This is a genomic window from Sphingobacterium puteale (genome assembly GCF_003627955.1).
Lineage (GTDB): Bacteria > Bacteroidota > Bacteroidia > Sphingobacteriales > Sphingobacteriaceae > Sphingobacterium > Sphingobacterium puteale.
Genome location: NZ_RBWS01000021.1, coordinates 1 through 19,714, shown reverse-complemented (window position 1 = coordinate 19,714; position 19,714 = coordinate 1). Strand labels below are relative to the sequence as shown.

The 19,714-nt window shown below is 40.8% G+C and carries 14 protein-coding genes and 3 tRNA genes; 9 read left to right on the top strand and 8 right to left on the bottom strand.

Annotated features, from left to right (window positions below; genetic code table 11):
- Positions 1–4 precede the first annotated feature (4 nt).
- The gene (locus D7322_RS22700) at positions 5–355 is read right to left on the bottom strand and encodes a hypothetical protein (protein WP_121126493.1); all 351 of its coding nucleotides are present in this window, start codon (positions 353–355) and stop codon (positions 5–7) included.
- Positions 356–571: 216 nt separating this feature from the next.
- Between D7322_RS22700 and D7322_RS22695 the strand changes: the two genes are divergently transcribed.
- Positions 572–2,473, top strand: a complete 1,902-nt coding sequence (locus D7322_RS22695) for an alpha-L-fucosidase (protein WP_121126492.1) — start codon at positions 572–574, stop codon at positions 2,471–2,473.
- Between the two features lie 82 nt (positions 2,474–2,555).
- On the opposite strand, the gene D7322_RS22690 is transcribed toward D7322_RS22695, so the two are convergent.
- Together D7322_RS22690 and D7322_RS22685 are read right to left on the bottom strand one after the other, a co-directional pair.
- A tRNA-Lys gene (locus D7322_RS22690) sits at positions 2,556–2,628 on the bottom strand.
- Positions 2,629–2,905: 277 nt separating this feature from the next.
- Positions 2,906–3,859: an acetyl-CoA carboxylase carboxyltransferase subunit alpha gene (locus D7322_RS22685; protein WP_121126491.1), complete on the bottom strand. Its 954-nt coding sequence runs from the start codon at positions 3,857–3,859 to the stop codon at positions 2,906–2,908.
- A 160-nt stretch (positions 3,860–4,019) separates the two neighbouring features.
- Between D7322_RS22685 and D7322_RS22680 the strand changes: the two genes are divergently transcribed.
- The 3 genes from D7322_RS22680 to D7322_RS22670 all read left to right on the top strand — a co-directional run bounded on the left by D7322_RS22680 (position 4,020) and on the right by D7322_RS22670 (position 7,655).
- Entirely contained in the window at positions 4,020–6,209 is a 2,190-nt protein-coding gene (locus D7322_RS22680; protein ID WP_121126490.1) for a glucoamylase family protein, read from the top strand.
- A 96-nt stretch (positions 6,210–6,305) separates the two neighbouring features.
- Positions 6,306–6,827 (top strand): OmpA family protein, encoded by a 522-nt coding sequence (locus tag D7322_RS22675; RefSeq protein ID WP_121126540.1) that lies wholly within the window; start codon positions 6,306–6,308, stop codon positions 6,825–6,827.
- 234 nt (positions 6,828–7,061) lie between these two features.
- On the top strand, positions 7,062–7,655 hold the full coding sequence (locus tag D7322_RS22670) for a chromate transporter (RefSeq protein WP_121126489.1): 594 nt from the start codon (positions 7,062–7,064) through the stop codon (positions 7,653–7,655).
- A gap of 34 nt (positions 7,656–7,689) precedes the next feature.
- Here D7322_RS22670 and D7322_RS22665 read toward each other — a convergent pair.
- The 3 genes from D7322_RS22665 to D7322_RS22655 all read right to left on the bottom strand — a co-directional run bounded on the left by D7322_RS22665 (position 7,690) and on the right by D7322_RS22655 (position 8,453).
- Positions 7,690–7,774 (bottom strand) — tRNA-Leu (locus D7322_RS22665).
- 5 nt (positions 7,775–7,779) lie between these two features.
- Positions 7,780–7,852, bottom strand: a tRNA-Gly gene (locus D7322_RS22660).
- 112 nt (positions 7,853–7,964) lie between these two features.
- Positions 7,965–8,453, bottom strand: coding sequence for a regulatory protein RecX (locus tag D7322_RS22655; protein ID WP_121126488.1), 489 nt, complete (start codon positions 8,451–8,453; stop codon positions 7,965–7,967).
- A 75-nt stretch (positions 8,454–8,528) separates the two neighbouring features.
- Between D7322_RS22655 and D7322_RS22650 the strand changes: the two genes are divergently transcribed.
- Together D7322_RS22650 and D7322_RS22645 are read left to right on the top strand one after the other, a co-directional pair.
- Positions 8,529–10,970, top strand: a complete 2,442-nt coding sequence (locus tag D7322_RS22650; protein ID WP_121126487.1) for a bifunctional UDP-N-acetylmuramoyl-tripeptide:D-alanyl-D-alanine ligase/alanine racemase — start codon at positions 8,529–8,531, stop codon at positions 10,968–10,970.
- A 47-nt stretch (positions 10,971–11,017) separates the two neighbouring features.
- Positions 11,018–11,620 carry a DUF502 domain-containing protein gene (locus D7322_RS22645; protein ID WP_121126486.1) on the top strand — a complete coding sequence of 201 codons (603 nt, stop codon included), beginning with the start codon at positions 11,018–11,020 and terminating at the stop codon, positions 11,618–11,620.
- A gap of 79 nt (positions 11,621–11,699) precedes the next feature.
- On the opposite strand, the gene D7322_RS22640 is transcribed toward D7322_RS22645, so the two are convergent.
- A complete protein-coding gene (locus tag D7322_RS22640) occupies positions 11,700–12,599 on the bottom strand; it encodes a pirin family protein (RefSeq protein ID WP_121126485.1) in 900 nt (299 codons plus the stop codon).
- A 45-nt stretch (positions 12,600–12,644) separates the two neighbouring features.
- Here D7322_RS22640 and D7322_RS22635 point away from each other — a divergent pair, with 45 nt between their 5' ends.
- The gene (locus D7322_RS22635; RefSeq protein ID WP_121126484.1) at positions 12,645–13,244 is read left to right on the top strand and encodes a hypothetical protein; all 600 of its coding nucleotides are present in this window, start codon (positions 12,645–12,647) and stop codon (positions 13,242–13,244) included.
- On the opposite strand, the gene D7322_RS22630 is transcribed toward D7322_RS22635, so the two are convergent.
- Entirely contained in the window at positions 13,241–14,023 is a 783-nt protein-coding gene (locus D7322_RS22630; protein ID WP_121126483.1) for a Cof-type HAD-IIB family hydrolase, read from the bottom strand. The genes D7322_RS22635 and D7322_RS22630 overlap by 4 nt on opposite strands.
- Positions 14,024–14,453: 430 nt before the next feature.
- Between D7322_RS22630 and dnaE the strand changes: the two genes are divergently transcribed.
- Entirely contained in the window at positions 14,454–18,872 is a 4,419-nt protein-coding gene (gene dnaE / locus D7322_RS22625) for a DNA polymerase III subunit alpha (protein ID WP_121126482.1), read from the top strand.
- Positions 18,873–18,997: 125 nt separating this feature from the next.
- Positions 18,998–19,318 carry a thioredoxin gene (gene trxA, locus D7322_RS22620; RefSeq protein WP_121126481.1) on the top strand — a complete coding sequence of 107 codons (321 nt, stop codon included), beginning with the start codon at positions 18,998–19,000 and terminating at the stop codon, positions 19,316–19,318.
- The last annotated feature ends 396 nt before the right edge of the window (positions 19,319–19,714 follow it).

The following is a 19,714-nucleotide window of genomic DNA, read 5'->3' as shown; positions in this document are numbered from 1 at the left end:
AATATTATATAAATACCGATAGCTTGTATCTCCTTGGAATAAAAATAGGCCAAAGAGACAACATTTTAGAAACAGTAAATGTCAAGATGCAATTTTTGAGCGTACCTATTGAGCCCATGCTGAAATTCCATGGAAGCATGTTTACCATCTCGAAAATGGTTTGTTGGCCGATTGCCCACAACAGCAAAGGGTCTGACGGTTTGGGGCCCAGAGGATCCGGAATGATGTATTGCAAATGAAAGGGTACTTGTCCGTGTAAAATATACTGACCGTCTTTGGTGACTTTGATAAAGATTTCACTGGTGTTGCCTTTCGACCCGGTTTGAACATGCCAATAATCTGAAGAATTGCTCATGCGTCCTTAAGTTTATAATATAAGATAAACAGTGCAGGGCTGGATAGGTTTTATCTTTTTTGACTTATGTGCTTATTACCCTAAAATGAACAAAGATTACACCTTATTCATTTCGTTTTAAGTTATTTTTGGCAATAGTATACATGATTACAGTTGAACCATACGCCTCTCTGTGCTTGCGTTCGGCTTAAAGAGACAATTATAATATCGAAACTTATGATCAATACTAGGTATTGCCTTGTTTTAGTGCTTTCAGCAGCTGTGATGGTGGGCGTTGGGCAGGTTAAAAATGCCAATAGGGGAAATGAAGCAGCAGCGATGTTTAATGATCCTACTGCAAGGGACAGTCTTGCGATATCAGCTGCGGAGACAGGCTGGTGGAAGCAATCTGTAACAGGACAAAGACGGCGTGTTCAAAAATGGAAAAAGGCCACCTTTGGCATGTTTGTTCACTGGGGTGTTTATTCGCAATATGGTAATGTCTGGAAGGGGAAAAAAGGAGGAGGGTATGCCGAACATCTTATGCGTGTCATGCAAATCCCTCGTCAGGAATACCTGGATTCTGCCGCCAGATTTAATCCCGAAAAATTTAACGCTGAAGAATGGGTAATCTTGGCGAAAAATGCCGGTATGAAGTATTTTATGATCACCGCGAAACATCATGATGGCTTTGCCATGTATCCATCACAATATGCTAGTGTTTATTCGATAAAGAGTACTGCATTAAAAAAGGATCCATTGATGCAACTGGCACAAGCTTGCCATAAACATGGTTTGTTATTCGGATTTTATTATTCTCATGCATTCGACTGGGAGCATCCCGATGCACCGGGAAATGACTGGGATTATGATAACCCGGGTGGGGACAAATTGCTGGGAGGAGCAAATTGGTTTGACAGTCATCCGGAATGGTTGCCTAAAGCAAAACGCTACGTCGATGAAAAGGCGATTCCGCAAATAAAAGAGCTGATCCATAGATATCATCCCGATTTGCTCTGGTTCGATACACCGCATAAGCTGCCGTTATCCGAGAATTTAAGAATTCTGCAAGCAATCCGGGATACTGACCCCGCTATCGTTGTTAACGGACGATTAGCGCGCACAGGTGACCGGAATTACGGTGATTATTTGAATACTGCTGATCGACCGGAAGAGTTTTATCCCGTCCCTGCAGGAGCTTATTGGGAGGCTATTCCCACGACGAATGATTCATACGGCTATTCCTCGACGGATAAAAATCACAAACCAGCGGCACATTTTATCCAATTGTTGGCCAAAGCCACTGCTATGGGTGGAAATATCCTAATGAATATTGGCCCGAAAGGCGATGGTAGCATTGATGCAGCTGATGTGACTATTTTGGAAGGAATAGCCACATGGATGGCAAAGAATAAGGAAAGTGTCGTCGATGTGACGCCTTCGCCCTTATCGCGTCAACAATGGGGAGTGATCACAAAAAGAAACAGCACTTTGTATTTGCATGTCTTTAAAAAGCCGAAAGGAGAGAGATTAACTGTAGGTGGACTTACGATGGCGGTTAAATCCATTTCTCTACTGTCTTCAAAGAGAAGGATCAAAGGTCATACTTCAGATACTGCCGGACTCCATATTCCATTGGATCAAATAGGAGATGATTGGGCAGACGAAGTTATTGCTGTTCAGTTAAAGCGGGATAGCGTTGCGCCTGAATCTAATGGTCTGATATACGTTGATGTGCAAATTGCGGAAAATCGTTTATTGTCATTTTATGCAAAACAATATGGAGAACCGATGAAATTCGGGGATGGAAAAAGAGACCGTTACTATGTATCCGGATGGAAAAATAGCAATCAGTATCTCGGATGGGATATTAATGTGTTGAAATCTGCGCGGTTTAAAGTCGCGGTACGCTATGTCAAGGATGTGGAAAATACAGGCGGGGATATGGTTTTAAAAATAGCCGGAAAAGAAATCAACTTCACCATTGATCCGGCATCGCCTAAAAGCAGCTATGGAAACTCCCTTATGCTCGGACAAATAGATATTCCGGCCGGAAAGCAGTCAATGGAACTCCATGTAAAAAATATTGTTGGGATGGAGGCCGTTAAGTTTTTGGAGGTGGTTCTGACACATGATTAAAAATGGAACTCGGCCGGCCCCATGTTCGAATCCTAATTCCCTTAAACAAGAAAAGCTAATCTCGTGATTAGCTTTTCTTTTGTGATCCCGCTGGGATTCGAACCCAGGACCCATACATTAAAAGTGTATTGCTCTACCAGCTGAGCTACGGAATCCTTTCTGTTTTTGAAAGTGATGCAAAGGTATAAAAAGATGTGATTGTGTCCAAATGTTTTTGTTCTTTTTGTTTAAATATTTTGTAACAGTTTATAAATTACGCTTTTATTTTTTTAGAAGAACGGCTTCTTGTTTTGAAATGGCAGGAATCTGATTGTGAATCGAGCGATTTTGTTTAGGCTTTTCGCTTTTATAGAAGAAACGGGGTGTTTTAAAATAAAAAAAGTCGGCAACAGCTGCCGACTTTTTTTATTGTGAGAAATAGAGCAAGTCACATTATTCCGTGACAACGCCCATATTACTGAATTTGTCAATACGTTCTTTGATCAATGTATCGCTGTCTTTTGCTGTCAATTCAGCTAGATCTTTCAATAATTGTTCTTTCAGATGAGCTGCTGCCTGTGCTGGATCTTGATGAGCACCGCCCAATGGCTCAGGAATGATTCCATCTATTAATCCGTTGCCCAACATATCAGTGGAAGTTAGTTTTAATGCTTCCGCTGCTTTTTCCTTGTGATCCCAGCTTCTCCATAAAATCGAAGAGCAAGATTCTGGCGAAATAACGGAATACCAAGTATGTTCCATCATATATACACGGTTGCCTACTCCGATACCTAAGGCCCCGCCCGAAGCACCTTCACCTATGACTACACAGATGATAGGAACTTTAAGTACAGCCATTTCCATTAGGTTGCGTGCAATAGCTTCACCTTGTCCGCGCTCCTCAGCTTCTAAACCCGGGTAAGCACCCATGGTGTCGATTAATGTAATGACTGGCTTATTGAATTTTTCAGCCATTTTCATCAGGCGCAATGCTTTACGGTAACCTTCCGGATTGGCCATGCCAAAATTATGGTATTGACGCTCTTTGGTGTTTTTACCTTTTTGATGACCAATGATCATAACGGGATTGCCATCGATGGAGGCCATGCCGCCTACAATCGCCTTGTCGTCTTTTACCGTACGATCACCATGCAATTCGATAAACTCATCGCAGATTGCTTCGATATAATCATAGGTCTGTGGACGATCCGGATGACGTGACATTTGAACATTCTGCCATCCTGTTAAATTGCTGTATATTTCTTTTTCCGTAGAAGCAAGTTTTTCCTCAAGTTCACGAACGGTTGCGCTCATATCAACTTGAGTTTTTTCGGCAACTTGTGTTACCTTTTCAATCTGCAATTGCAAATCTGCAATTGGCTTTTCAAAATCAAAAGTGGTTTTCATATATCTATTTTATGAAAATATTCAGGGGGCTAATTTAGCGCATTTTTTCCGAAATTAAAATTTGAGCATACAATATCATTGGAAATCCTTTGTTACATTTGCGTTATAATCATTGTGGTGGCTTAGTTTTTGATTGTAAGCCTGTGAAAAATGTTGACTTATGCTGAAAAAATACTTTTACTTTCTTTTTCTATTGATTTCGCCCATACTTGCCAGATCAGAAAGCTATCCGGAGGTACTGTTTGATAATAGTATAATTAATGGAAGTTATGCGAAAAGCATGGCACATTATACAGGCGAGTCCTGGATACAAAATGTGAATCACAGCCTTCCGGTTTCAGATAGCTTGTTTTTTACTCCGGGGAATTCACTTTCCCTACGTTACGTCTCTTCTCCAAATGGAAAATGGGAGACCAGTATATTAAATGATAAGCAGAAATTTCAGTATATGATTGCCAAGGATGATCATTTAACATTTAAATTATTCATCCAAAGTAATACTGAAAAGGGGCAGTTGCCTAAAGTTGCCCTACAACAAAATGATGTGCGCTCCAATGCATTGGATATTAGTTATTACATTGATGACTTTGCGTATGATACCTGGCTCAATGTTTCTATTCCTGTGTCAAAATTTGAAGGAATTGTCACGGGAAAGGCGGTGTCTTCGTTGCTACTTGAACAAAATGGTACCGGTACCATTACGCATCAGCTTTTTATAGATCAAATCGAGTTCCTCCCGAAAAACTACCCAAAGGTTAAGCTATCATCGGCTGCTATCTTGTCTAAAATAGGTGCGGTGGACAAACAGGTTGAACTTGTATGGCAATTGCCATTAACTCCGAGTATTCGCTACGTGAAAATTTATAGATCCGAAGATAAGCTGAATTATCAGCCAATCGCAGTCTTACCGATTTATGTGCAGAAATGTCTCGACAGGGTGAACGAGTATAATAAAAGCTATTATTATAAAATAGCCTGGGTGGATTACAATTACGTAGAATCTCCATTTTCAGATGTAAAGGAAATACAGACCAAAAAGGGAACCGATGCGGAAATGTTAAGTTTTATTCGCAATGCCCACGTGAATTATTTTATTGATAATTATGATGTGAACAGTGGGATGTACCTTCCTGACCGTGGAAATCGTCAGGCTATAGTTTCAACCAATGAAACTGGCTATGCTATCCTGGGTTTACTTGTTGCTGCTGAAAACCAACTGATATCGAGACAGGCTTTGTTGGCACGGATGACACGGATGGTGAAATTTTTGAGCGCGGCGCAAAATCATCAGGGCGTGTTTACTGCCTTCTATGATGGGAGATTGGGGGTGCCTTACTATCGTGATTCTGTACCGACCTATGATGTAAGAGGTACTTCACATCTGATGGAGTCATTATTGATCGCCCGCGAATACTTCAGTAAAGATGATCCGCAGGAGCAATCCCTACGGAAATCAATTACGGCATTATGGGAACGAATTAATTGGAGGTATTTTACTGATCCAAATAACTCGGATGTTCTTTGGAACAAGTGGTCTCCTATAGATACTACGGCGAGATCCCGTCAATTGGGCGGGTTTAACGAGAGTCTTAGTACTTATGTGCTTGCCATGTCGTCTCCAACACATCCTTTGGCTGCTTCAGCTTACACAAATGGATTTGCAACTAAACATGCAGACGGAATAGATTTTAGTGATGAATTGAGCGCTTTGGTACCGGAGATAAGGACAAAGTTGATTGATTCTCTTGCGCAAACCATAAGTAGCAATCCCCTGATCGGTAACATAGGGAATGTACCCGTTTCCATTTATTCGGACGATAAGGTGATTTTTGCTAAAAGTATTGCTGGAGGTAATCTGACGGAATCGTTGATGTCTGTTTATCGGCCATTTTTGATCATGAATCCGAATGGGAAGGTGGATAATTTTGTGGACTATAAAAAGTACCTCTCAGACTATATACTTGCCTATAAACGGAGAGACAATGAATTGAATATCGGGACGAGATTTACGGATATCTGGGGTGTTGAACAAGTGGATAATGCTTACCAGGACCAGGGATATTTTGTAAATCCGGCTATTTCAATAGCCTCCTATCCCTTTGAAAAGGAAATCGGTCTGAAAGCTTTGCGTAAATTTTATGAGGAGTATGCAGATGTTCTGTTTACACAATATGGATTCAGAGCTTGGATCGATCTCAAAAATAATGATGTTTCTGAAAGTTACCGGGCGAGAAATCAGGCCACGATAGCTGTAATGATTGAAAATGCCAATTCAGGCCTGATCTGGAAGCTGTATGAGCAAATTCCTGAAATTAAAAAGACATTGGATATGGTATATTTGAAGAAATAGATTTGTTACGATCCGATGAACGGAAAGGAGCTCCTTTTCTGGTCTTTTTTCCTTATATTTACCCTGTTTAAATCGACAATAAATACGTTAAAAACGATGCTTAGAAAAATTAATTTGGGACTATTGGCCGTATGTGCAGGTTTATCATTATTTTCTTGTAAACAACAGGCTATTGTAGTAAATCCTGGAGCTGTTGTCACAAAAGATGGAACTGATGATGGTTTGAAAAATGTGAAAAAGGACTTTAATGATGCGAAAAGGACTGACGAAGGAATTAAATTCAGTATTTCGTCGGATCTATTGTTCCCAACAAATTCTTCCTATTTATCTGAAAAAGCAAAGGCTGAAGTAAGTAAGCTGGCCTTAATCCTGAAAGAGAACGACAATAAAATTAAAGTTGACGGCTATACAGATGCTACCGGCACTGTCGAGTATAACCAATGGCTTTCTGATAAACGTGCTGCTTCCGTAAAAAAGTTCCTTGTAGATTCGGGTGTACAAGAGTCTCGTATTACAGCAAAAGGTTTTGGCCAGTCAAATCCTGTTGGTGATAACAAGTCACCAGAGGGACGTCAAAAAAATCGAAGAGTGGAAGTAACTATCTTGGATAAAAAATAAATTATCAGGATCTTTTTCCTGAATGAAAAGCGAGATATTTTATAAATATATCGCTTTTTTTATGCCTTAAATGGAAGATGATCGGCTTCTTTAACGGATTTAATTGGGTAGCTCATACCCTTACATGTCAATTCCCTGGAGACGGTGCCGTTAATTTCCGTACGTAAGATTTGCGTTCAGTTTTTTGTGTTTTTTTTGTTGTGGTTGGGGCCATTTATTGCGCTATATCTGTTTATGCCCGACACCGCATTTTGGAAAGATCTCTCTTTCTTGTTTACAAAATCGGCGTACTTTACAATCGGGGGGGCTTATACCGTTATTCCCTATGTTGCAAATTTGGTGACGGAAAAATTTCTCTGGCTGACAAAGACACAAATGATAGACGGTTTCGCATTGGCCGAAACAACGCCGGGGCCATTGGTTATCGTGTTGGCTTATGTAGGATTTATGGCCGGATTTAATCATTTTGACCACTCTTATGCAATGGCTGCGGTAGGTCTGGCGGCTACAGCTTACTTTACTTTTTTGCCCAATTTTGCATTGATCTTTATCGGTGCGCCGCTTATCGAACGCTCTCAAAAAAATAAAGCCATCCAGTATGTACTCTCCTTGGTCACCGCTTCTGTAGTAGGTGTGATTGTTAATTTAGCTTTTTATCTAGGGCAGGGAATTTTGTTTCCAACAACGTCCGGTTCGGTAAATTTAGACTGGAAGGCGTTACTTTGGGTAGCTATTTCAATTTTTCTCTTATTTAGATATCGGATAGGAATGCTGCAGCTTATACTTTTGAGCCTCGTTTACGGATTTTTACTGTACCTGTTGCCATAAACAAGAAAAGCCCATCGACTGATGGGCTTTCTTGTACCTAGGGCGGGAATCGAACCCGCACTCCCTTAACGGGAACAGGATTTTAAGTCCTGCGTGTCTACCAGTTCCACCACCTAGGCAGGTGAGCGAAAAACGAGATTCGAACTCGCGACCCCAACCTTGGCAAGGTTGTGCTCTACCAACTGAGCTATTTTCGCATGGAATTTTTATTTCAACTTTAAAAAGAACCTCGTGTTCCTTTTTGGTGATGCAAATATAGAGCGAAAAATTAATATTGCAAAATATTTATTTACTTTATTTTGTTGTTTTTTATAACTCCTTTGAATTCAGTATAGAAAAAATTAGATCGCTTTCAAATCCTCTGGAGAGGGCAAATTGATAGACTTTGTTCTTGACGATGAACGAATCTTTGTCTTTGATCTCCCGAATTTTCTTGTCAATAATATTTTCCAAGATGTTCTCATATTCATCGGGGTCGATCTGTTTGAAAGCAATTTTTATCAGCTGTTCTGAAACACGCTTTCCTTTTAACGCTTGTTTGATTTTAATTTTCCCCCAGCCTTTCATGCGTAGTTTACCGTTGCAATAGGCGATGGCAAAGCGTTCTTCGTTCAGAAAGTTTTCTGCAATTAAATTCGCTATACTATTTTCAACGTCTGCCTCGTGTAACCCCCAGCTATAGAGTTTGTCCCTTACTTCCTGCTGGGATCTTTCCTGATAAGCACAATAGCTTTCAGCTTTTAACTTAGCCTGACCGGGGGTCAGTATCTTTTTGTTTTTTCTATCTTCGTCAAACATATTGTCAAAATTTCAAAAATAATATGAAATAACTAAAAAAATGTTCAGTTTTGATCCAATCAAAATACCAGGAGAATGTACAAAATATCGGAAATCGTCCAGATTTTACATCCTAATCGCACGTTTATCACGGATCCCAATTCTTTAGTCCAACATTTATTTTATGATAGCCGCAAGATTGTTCAGGCAGATAACGGTGTGTTTTTCGCGCTGCAGAAGAGTAGGGATGGCCATCATTATATCAAAGAGGCCTATGATAAGGGGGTAAGAAACTTTGTCCTGCAAATTGATGAAGAACAGGAACAGTTATTTCCGGATGCAAATTTGATATGGGTCAACGACAGCCTCGAATCCTTGCAGGTATTGGCGGCTTATCATCGGCAGAAGTTTAGCTTTCCTGTCATTGGGATCACTGGCAGCAATGGGAAGACAATAGTCAAGGAATGGTTATATCAACTGATGTCCCCGGAATATAAGATCTACCGAAGTCCCAAAAGCTATAACTCTCAATTGGGGGTAGCGCTTTCTTTATGGGGCTTATCTGATCAGTATAATCTTGCCATTATCGAAGCAGGCATTTCGGAAAAAGGCGAAATGGTTAAGCTTGAAAATATGATAAAACCAACGATCGGTCTGCTAACAAATGTGGGCGTGGCTCATAAAGCTGGTTTTGAATCAAAGAAGGAAAAGATCTATGAAAAGATAAATCTGTTCAAGGACGTCGAGACGATGATCTTTCCCAGCCGTTATGTAGAGGATATTCAACTGCCTTATCGTCCTCGAAAATTTTCATGGGGATACGATGAAGGGCTCTCATTGGAGGTTTATTCGCTCAAACAGGTGGACGATAAATTTACAGTGGCCACACTTTTCTATGGTGGACGGACATTTGCCGTTGAGGTACCTTTTGTTGATAAAGGGAATGTAGAAAATGCCATCAACTGTGTTGCAGTAATGTTGCGTTTTGGCTATGAAAAAGAGGTTATCGCATCGAGAATTAAAGAGCTGCAGCCTGTCGCCATGCGGCTTGAACTGAAGAAGGGTAAAAAAAACAGCTCTATTATTGATGATTCCTATAGTAACGATTTGGATGCTCTCCAAATTGCACTTGAATTTTTAAATCAACAGGGACAGCATCCGCGCAAAATCCTCATTCTTTCGGATTTGCCCGGGGTTAGTTTAACGGATGAGAAAAGTTTGTCAAAACTGAAACGGTTACTTTCGGAGTACCATTTGGATCAGTTGATCTTGATCGGTGAGATCTTAACCCAAGTCGCTGATCAATTTGCTGTTCCATCGGTTTCTTATACCAGTACCACAGCATTTTTGGACGATATAAGGTCACTTCAATTTGAGGATTCTACCGTTTTATTAAAGGGGGGACGGGAATTTCATTTTGAACGGATCAGCCGCTTATTGGTGGCAAAATCCCATGATACAGTGCTTGAGATCAACCTCAATGCGATGGAGAATAATCTGAATGTCTATCGTCAGCTGTTGCCAAAACATGTGAAACTGATGTCGATGGTCAAGGCTTTTTCCTATGGGAGCGGAAGTTTTGAGATTGCGAACCTGTTACAGTTCAATAGGGTGGATTACCTTACAGTGGCTTTTGCAGATGAAGGTGTCGATCTAAGGGGGGCTGGAATCACACTGCCTATTGTTGTGATGAGCCCTGATGAAAATACCTTTGAATCTATCGTCCAGTATAATCTTGAACCTGAAATTTACAGCTTTAGAGTACTTTCTTCATTTTTGAATTACCTGAAGGGAAGAGGGATTTCATCCTTTCCGGTGCATATCAAAGTGGATACGGGAATGCATCGCCTCGGTTTTATGCCGGATGAGGTGGATAAACTGATTACTGAATTAAACACCGACGCCATACTGCAGGTAAGGTCGGTCTTTTCCCATTTGGCTTCTGCCGGAAATAAAGAAGACAACGCTTTTACCCAACAGCAGATTGATCTTCTCGATCAGTTTACAAGGCGCCTTGAAGAGGGGCTGGGATATTCTTTTCTGCGCCACATTGCCGCTACTTCGGGTATCGAACTATGGCCGCAGGCCTATTTTGATCTGGTTCGGCTCGGGATCGGACTGTATGGGATTGACGTCGAACGGCATGATCTCCCCCTTCGGGAGGTCAGTAGTCTGAAGACCAATGTAACTCAAATAAAGCACTTGGCGGCGGGAGAGACCGTTGGTTATAATCGGCATGGGGTATTGCATCGGGATAGCAAAACGGCAACGATAAAAATTGGATATGCGGATGGATATGACAGGCGTTTTGGGAACGGTGTAGGCAAGATGATGGTTAATGGCCAGCTTGTACCAACAATAGGAGATATCTGCATGGATATGTGTATGCTTGACGTGACAGATATCGAAGTGGCAGAGGAAGATGAAGTGATTGTTTATCCGGATATTAAACTCGCGGCAAAAGCTATCGGTACTATCCCTTACGAACTCCTGACGAGCATTTCGCAGCGGGTAAAAAGAGTATATTTTTATGAATAATAAAGGATATTCTGCATTTTTGTATAAATATATTTGATTTCTAACTCATGCTCGGTAAATTATTCAGGGGATTTATTAATTATTTAATTCGCGGTATTCTCGTTGTTGTGCCATTGGCGGGTGCTGTTTTTCTGATCTTATGGGTTTTTGCATCGATTGATTCAGCGCTGAACCTGACAGAACATTTTCTACAGGACGAAAAGGGACATCCCTTATATATTCCCGGAATCGGAATCTTAACTGTGATCCTTATCCTTGTTCTGGCTGGCGTGATATTTACGAATTTTGTGACGGACCCGATCAAAGTCTGGATCAACCATCAGATCAAGAGAATACCGCTCTTAAATACCTTGTACACGTCAATTAAGGATTTTACCGAAGCCTTTGTTGGGGATGCCAAGAAATTCAATGAACCTGTGCTGGTCACCGTCAATGAGTTTGGGCTCAAGAAGATCGGTTTTCTGACACAGCATGATTTAAAAAGTTTAGGTCTTGACGATGAGGTTATGGTTTATTTTCCATATTCTTATTCTTTTGCCGGGCAGGTAGTTATTATTAGTGCGGATAAGGTTAAAAAATTAAACATGTCGCCTACCGATGCAATGAAACTTGTTGTCTCCGGGGGAGTCAGTGGTATTGAGCATTCGTAGGCTAATACAACGCATAAAAAGGGCTGGAAATTTAAATTTCCAGCCCTTTTTATGCGTTGTAAACTGTTGCATTGATTTATTAGGACTTCCTTTGGCCTAAAGTTGGATTCACAGGTGGAATGGGAATATAACCATCATCCCCCGGAACTTTTGGAAATTCGTGTTGTTCCCATTTAGCCCTAGCGGTTTTTAAGGTTTCGATGTCAGAAGCGACAAAATTCCAGTCGATGTAGCGTTGTTCAGGGAAGGGTTCACCGCCAAAGATATATACGGAGGTGCCTGCTTTCATTTCGAACTCACATAACTTGGCATCCTTTGCGACCAAAATTTGCTTTGGACCAAATTCCTGGCCTTCAGCCTGTACTGAGCCCTGAAGAATATACAAACCGCTTTCACCATAGAGATGTTCGCCCAGTTTAATGCGGGAATCCTTTTCTGCTTTAATTTCAATAAGATATAAAGGGCTGTAAACCGGTACTTCCGAACGGTGGCTGTTGATCTCGCCAGCAATCAGACGATAACTTACACCATCTTCGGTCCAATGCGGAAGCTGTGGTTCTTCAATATGAACGAAGTTGGGCTCCATCTGTTCAAGATCCTTTGGCAAAGCGACCCAGATCTGTAAACCATGGAGGTCATGTTGTGTAGACCGTAGGTAATCCGGCGTGCGCTCGGAATGAGTTACTCCTTTTCCGGCTGTCATCCAGTTTACTGCTCCGGGTTTTATTTCAACGGCATTGCCTAAACTATCGCGGTGCATGATACTTCCCTCAAAGAGATAAGTTAACGTGGATAATCCGATATGAGGGTGTGGAGCAATATCCATGAAGTGAGGCTCGGAGATGGTGTCAGGCCCCATATGGTCAATAAATATAAACGGACCGACCATACGTTTTTGTCTGAAAGGAAGTAGTCTTCCTACCAAGAAATTGCCTATATCTGCGGCTCTTTCTTCAATCACTATTGCAATATTTGACATAATGTTTCCTTATTTTTGTGTGTTTATTCTAAAGCAATTTAAGAAATGTCAGGTATAATTGATCGTATTCTAGGTAAAAAGTCTGTAAGAATTGAGGTGGCAATGGCGCTATCCAATAGATTGTCATTTGAGAACAGTCAATGCGACCGTTTTCTGCTGACGAAGGTGTTGACGGAGGGTACGGTATCAGAAACAGAATATATGCTGTTTCAAAAAAAGCTTTTGCTTTTGGAATTGGATAAACAGCAGGCTATCGAAGCTGAGCTGGATCTGCTGTCGCAATATATCGCAATGGTCAAGATGTTGATGCCTGCTGGTTTTTTACTCAAATGGGAAAATCGTTTTCAGCCGGAAAAAGAGCTGCTGCTGCCTCCGCTGATCTTATTTCCCATGGTGCAACATGCCGTAACAAACGGATATAATGGTATGTCTTCCCATCCCATCCGGGTTCGTCTATCAGGGTCTTCAAAAGTGCTGCTATTTGAGGTCAGCCATCGTGCAAACCATTATCTGGAGGGCCAATTTAAGCACACCTTGATTGAAGATTTTCGAAATAGGCTAGAGTTTCTTTTTCCAGAACGACATAGTTTGCTCTTGAATAGCAACAGCAATACCTGTCGCGCTACACTCACAATTCATTTCTAGATAACCCCAAAATGCTTTAAGGCATTCCAGATGCCGTTGCTGTCCACATCGTCGGTAATATAGTCCGCGATTTCCTTTACTTCGGGATTCGCATTTCCCATAGCTATACCAAGCTGTGTGTGCGCAAGCATGGTAATGTCATTTCCTCCATCACCAAAAGACATGGTTTCGGAAAGCTCAATACCGAAATGTTTTAGAAAAACATCTATACCTACTTTTTTACTTTGCCCCATCGGGTTAACATCTGCAAAAATGGGCGTCCACCGGGAAGCAACAGAGTTGGGCATAACATTTTCCATAAACTCAGCCTCTTGTTCCGGGTTGATAAATACATTGACCTGCATGACGGATTCCAGATCAAAGTTGTCTTCATAGTTGCGTATCGGCGGGGTTTTTACGTTAACTTGCTGATACATCCTAAGCACTTCGGGCGTAACCTGATTTAAGGAGATCTCTTTGTCTGACATAAATGAAAACGTGAGTTCGGGATGATGCTTCGCGTAATCAAGTAATGAAAGGATGTCTTCTTGAATAATATTATTTTTATAAATAACCTGTTCATCTTTGGTGACACAGTATCCGCCATTGAACGTGATAAAACCGTCGAAGTCAAGGTAACGGATATGTCCTAATTGATTAAAGGACCGGCCGGTAGAAACGAAAACTTTTATATTTTTTTCTTTTAATAATTGAAATGCCTGCTGTGTGGAGTCGGGGACTTGATGTGTTTTGAAACTTAACAGTGTCCCGTCTATATCAAAAAAAATCGCTTTAATCATAGAAATTCGAGTCGAATTCAAATATAGTAAATAACCGGGATAGTGTAGTAGATACAATATTAATAGCTGTTATGTTTGTGTGGGATTCAATGCATTTTTACCTCTTGAGCTTTCGTTGAAATACTTTGCTTTCTTCCTAAACCTATGAAGATGCTAAAAGTGGTCATTCCGAATGGCTGTCAAATGGTCTGCCCAAGTAGCAATGGGAGCCACCGATAAGAGCTGTGGATCATTTATGTAAATTAATTTTTTGGAACGGCGAATTTGGCGATGCCGGACAGCTGCCATAGTTGATAAAAGCCAGATTTTATGCTGTTATTTTTCGCAAAAATCTGACAGAATGTTCCCTAAGAATTTTGTAAATTTCAAGTTCAAATAAATGTAAATTTAATTACATTTAACGTATTGTATTAAAGAGGTTTAGAAATTTATGTATATTATTTTCGATACAGAGACAACGGGTTTGCCGAAGCGTTGGGACGCGCCAATTACGGACACAGATAATTGGCCGCGTTGTATCCAGCTGGCATGGCAGATTCACGATGAGATGGGAAATTTGGTCGAACATCAGGACTTTTTGATTAAACCCGATGGATTTGATATACCCTACGACTCTGAAAAAATACACGGTATATCTACCGCATTGGCTGAAGAACAGGGGGTGCCACTACAGGTTGCTCTTGAAAAATTCAATACAGCGTTAAATAAAGCGAAATTTGTTGTGGGGCAGAACATCGGTTTTGACCTCAATATCATGGGCTGTGAGTTCTATCGTTATGGTATGGATTCCAAAATGGCGGACATGCCTGTTTTGGATACCTGTACCGAGGTGACTGCTGATCTGTTGAAAATTCCGGGTGGGCGTGGTGGTCGGTATAAACTGCCTAATCTGACCGAATTACACTCCTATTTGTTTGGGGTTCCGTTTGCTGAGGCCCACAATGCAACGGCCGACGTTGAGGCGACAACACGTTGTTTTCTGGAACTGGTCAGAAGGGAGGTCTTTACGGCCGAGGAACTTCAGGTGGATACGGGGTATTTTGTGGATTTCAAAACGAGTAACCCCGGTCCTGTTCCTACTGCTGGACTTAAACATATCAATCTTAAAGCGGCCTCTGATGAGATCAGAAAACGCGCTACGCCAGACGAAGTTAGTGTTGTCGTAGATGAAGATACCCTATCCGCCCTTAAGGAAGCTAAATTTGCTCACTTACATAACCATTCACAGTTTTCTATTCTACAGTCGACCATGTCGTATGATAAGTTGGTCTCGGCTGCGGTCAAAGACAATATGCCTGCGGTTGCTCTTACCGATCATGGAAATATGATGGGGGCTTTTGAATTTGTTTCTAGGGTTATCAGTCATAATAAAGAGGTGGAGGCACAAAATGCCGAAGCGGTCGAAAATGGGCATGAGCCTACCGGTCAGATTCTAAAACCTATTGTAGGTTGCGAATTCTTTGTTTGTGAAGACCATACAGATAAAACCAGAAAGGATAACGGTTACCAGATTGTGCTGTTGGCAAAGAATAAGCGTGGTTATCATAACTTAGCCAAGTTGGCTTCTTTTGCCTATACAGCAGGATTCTATTATGTCCCCCGCATAGACAAAAATCTTATTCTACAATATAAAGAAGATGTGATCGTACTCTCGGGAAACCTGCAGGGAGAGGTGCCCAGCAAGGTGCTAAATATTGGTGAAAATCAGGCGGAGGAAGCTTTGCAATGGTGGAAAGAACATTTTGGAGATGATTTCTATCTCGAGCTCATGCGGCATGGACAAGAAGATGAGGATAGGGTCAACCAAACTTTATTGAGGTTTGCCCGTAAATATGGGATTAAAGTTGTAGCAACCAATAATACCTATTACGAAAAGAAAGGGGATGCACACGCCCATGATATCCTGTTATGCGTGAAGGATGGCGAGAAACTTTCCACACCCAAAGGGAGGGGACGGGGCTTCCGGTTCGGTTTGCCCAATCAGGAGTATTATTTTAAATCTTCTGAAGAAATGAAAAGCCTGTTTAAAGATTTACCTGAGGCAATTCTCAATATACAGGAGATCGTGGATAAGGTAGAGGTCTTTAAATTGAACAGGGATGTGCTCTTGCCCAAATTTGATATACCCGAGGAATTCCAGGTTGCAGAAGATAATGAGGACGGGGGAAAAAGAGGGGAAAATAAATATCTCGCCCACTTATGTTATGTAGGTGCCGAGAAACGCTATGAGGAAATAACGGATGATATTCGAGAACGTCTGGATTTTGAATTGGCGACAATCGAAAAAACGGGATATCCAGGATACTTTTTGATTGTACAGGACTTTATTGCTGCAGCACGTGATATGGGTGTTTCTGTTGGGCCTGGTCGGGGATCTGCGGCGGGATCTGCCGTTGCGTACTGTCTGGGGATTACAAATATTGACCCCATAAAATACGATTTGCTATTTGAGCGTTTTTTAAATCCCGACCGTGTATCCATGCCTGATATTGATATTGACTTTGATGATGAGGGGCGTGGACGGGTGATGCAGTATGTGATCAATAAATATGGTGCAAGTCAGGTGGCCCAGATCATTACTTACGGTACGATGGCCGCGAAGTCTTCGATTAAAGATACCGCACGTGTGCTCGACCTGCCTTTGGGCGATGCGAATGAAATAGCCAAACTGATTCCCAATCTGAAGCTTTCCAAAATCTTTACGCTGGATGAGGCAGGTCTAAAGGAGAAATTGCGAACAGAGGAGATCGAGGCAGTCAACCGGTTAAAGTCAATCGCAGAGGGTGCCGGACTTGAAGCTGAAACGATCCGTCAGGCACGTGTATTGGAAGGCTCGGTCCGAAATACAGGTATTCATGCCTGTGGTGTGATCATTACACCGGATGATATTACGAATTTCGTTCCTGTTTCTTTGGCCAAGGATTCCGACTTGTATGTGACACAGTTTGATAACCACGTCGTTGAAAGTGCCGGACTATTGAAAATGGACTTTTTGGGGTTGAAGACCCTGACGCTTATCAAGGATACTGTTGAGAACGTTAAATTAAGTCATGGTATCGTCTTGGATCCGGATAAATTTCCGATAGATGATGTGTTGACTTACGAGCTTTTCCAGCGTGGAGAAACAATCGGTGTATTCCAATATGAATCGCCGGGAATGCAAAAATATATGCGCGATCTGAAACCAACGGTATTTGCCGATTTGATTGCGATGAATGCTTTATATCGTCCGGGGCCAATTGAGTATATCCCGAGTTTTATCAAGCGTAAGCATGGGATAGATCCTATTGTATATGATTTGGATGCCTGTGAGGAATATTTAAAAGAAACCTACGGAATTACGGTATATCAGGAACAGGTAATGCTTTTATCCCAGAAGCTTGCGGGTTTTTCTAAAGGCGATGCCGATGTTTTGCGTAAAGCGATGGGTAAGAAGCAAAAGGCTGTACTTGATAAAATGAAACCGAAGTTTGTTTCACAGGCTGAAGAGAAAGGACACAACGCGAAAGTGCTGGAGAAAATCTGGACTGACTGGGAAGCTTTTGCCAGTTATGCCTTCAATAAATCCCACTCCACCTGTTATGCATGGGTAGCTTATCAGACCGCTTATTTAAAGGCGCATTTTCCGGCGGAATATATGGCAGCGGTACTTTCCAATAATATGAATGATATCAAGCAGGTGACATTCTTTATGGAGGAATGTAAGCGTATGGGCTTGGAGGTATTGGGACCTGATGTAAATGAATCATACTATAAGTTTACGGTCAACGAACGTGGAGCGATTCGCTTTGGTATCGGTGCTGTCAAGGGAGTCGGTGCCGGTGCGGTAGATGCTATTGTGCAAACGAGACAGTCTGGATTGTATAAATCTGTTTTTGATATGGCTAAGCGCATAGATCTACGTGCGGTCAATAAAAAAGCTTTTGAGAGTTTGGCGTATGCCGGTGGTTTTGATAGTTTCGAAAGTACACATCGTGCGCAGTATTTTCATGCCGAGGATAATTCAACGGGAATGGAAAAGGCGATTCGGTTTGGACAACGTTATAAAGAAAATGAAAACTCGGCACAGGCAAGTTTGTTTGGTGCGGGTGAGGCTGCGGAACTGCCGGAGCCTGTGCTGGCGCCTTGCCCACAATGGGGATTGATCGAAAAGCTTAAATACGAAAAAGATGTCATTGGTATTTACCTGACTAGTCACCCCCTGGATACCTATCGGTTTGAGATTGAACATTTCTGCCATAATCCGGTGTCTGACCTGTCGTTGATCAATAAAGCTAAAGCAGCTGAGGTGGATGAGGAAACTCTGCTGGAGTTTAACCGTATTAAAAATAAAGAATTGGTTATCGGTGGAATTATAGCCTCGGCAAGCCACCGGTTGACCAAAAATGGTAAGCCCTTTGCTTCATTTATAATCGAAGATTATAGTGACTCTTATGATATGGCGGTGTTTGGCGAGGAGTATGTGAAATTAAAAGGATATTTACAGGAAGGTTATTTTGTTCAATTGCGTGGATTGGTGCAGGAGCGTTTTAGGCAGGTCGGAAATTGGGGCTTTGAGCTGAGAAGTGTGCAGTTGCTTTCAGAGCTTCGTGAAAAAATGGCAAAGAGTTTTACAATTAATATTCCTTTACCAAAACTGAATGAAGAATTCTTGGATGGAATTAAAGATATCTTAGCACAGAATGAGATTGAAGGTGTTGTGCCAAATTGTCAATTAAAATTTAAAATCTGGGATCCCCAAGATGAAATCTCTGTCGAAATGCCAGCTAAAAGTCTAAAAATAAATCTTACGAATGAGTTTTTGGACTGTATAGACAAGTTTGAAGGTATTAATTACCGATTGAATTAGTTTGGATTAGATTTTGTGTAATTAAGATTACAATTACATTGACAGTTGTTTACTATCTTTGTTTATTGATTTTAGCAATTAAGTAGTATCATAAATATAACTTCGGTTTATAAAATTAAAAGATTATGGCATTAGAAATTACAGATAGCAACTTCGAAGAAGTTGTTTTGAAAGCGGAAAAACCCGTATTAATTGATTTTTGGGCAGAATGGTGTGGTCCATGTCGTATGGTAGGTCCTGTTGTCGAAGAACTGGCTAAAGATTATGAAGGTAAGGCTGTGATAGGAAAAGTAAACGTGGATGAAAATCCAGAAATTTCAGTTCGTTACGGTATTCGTAATATCCCTGCTTTATTGTTCTTCAAAAATGGAGAAATCGTAGATAAACAAATTGGAGCGGTTCCAAAATCAGTTTTAAATGAAAAATTAGAAAAGCAATTAGTGTAATAATTTGTTTTTTAACACAAAGAGACCTGAAATAATCTGATTTCAGGTTTTTTTTTGTTTTTATATTTTTTTTATGTGTTTTTATTTTGATTTTCTTGTTGTTTTTGTTTGTTTTTTATATTTATATTGATTTTTATAGTGATTTCTAGTGGTTTTAAGTTGTTTTTATGGTTTTTGATCTATTTTATCAAAATAAAATAGATTTTATTTTGATAAATGGATAATTTTTACTTCTTTTGAATATGAAAACGATGTAAAAACGGATATTTAATTGAATTATTTGTTTTATTATATGTTTTTTATTGATGTTTTGATATAAATAAAGATTTTCCCTTTCAAATACCCTAGATTATGCCTCGCGTTGTTCTCAGCAGCGCGAGTTTTTTTTGTTTTAAG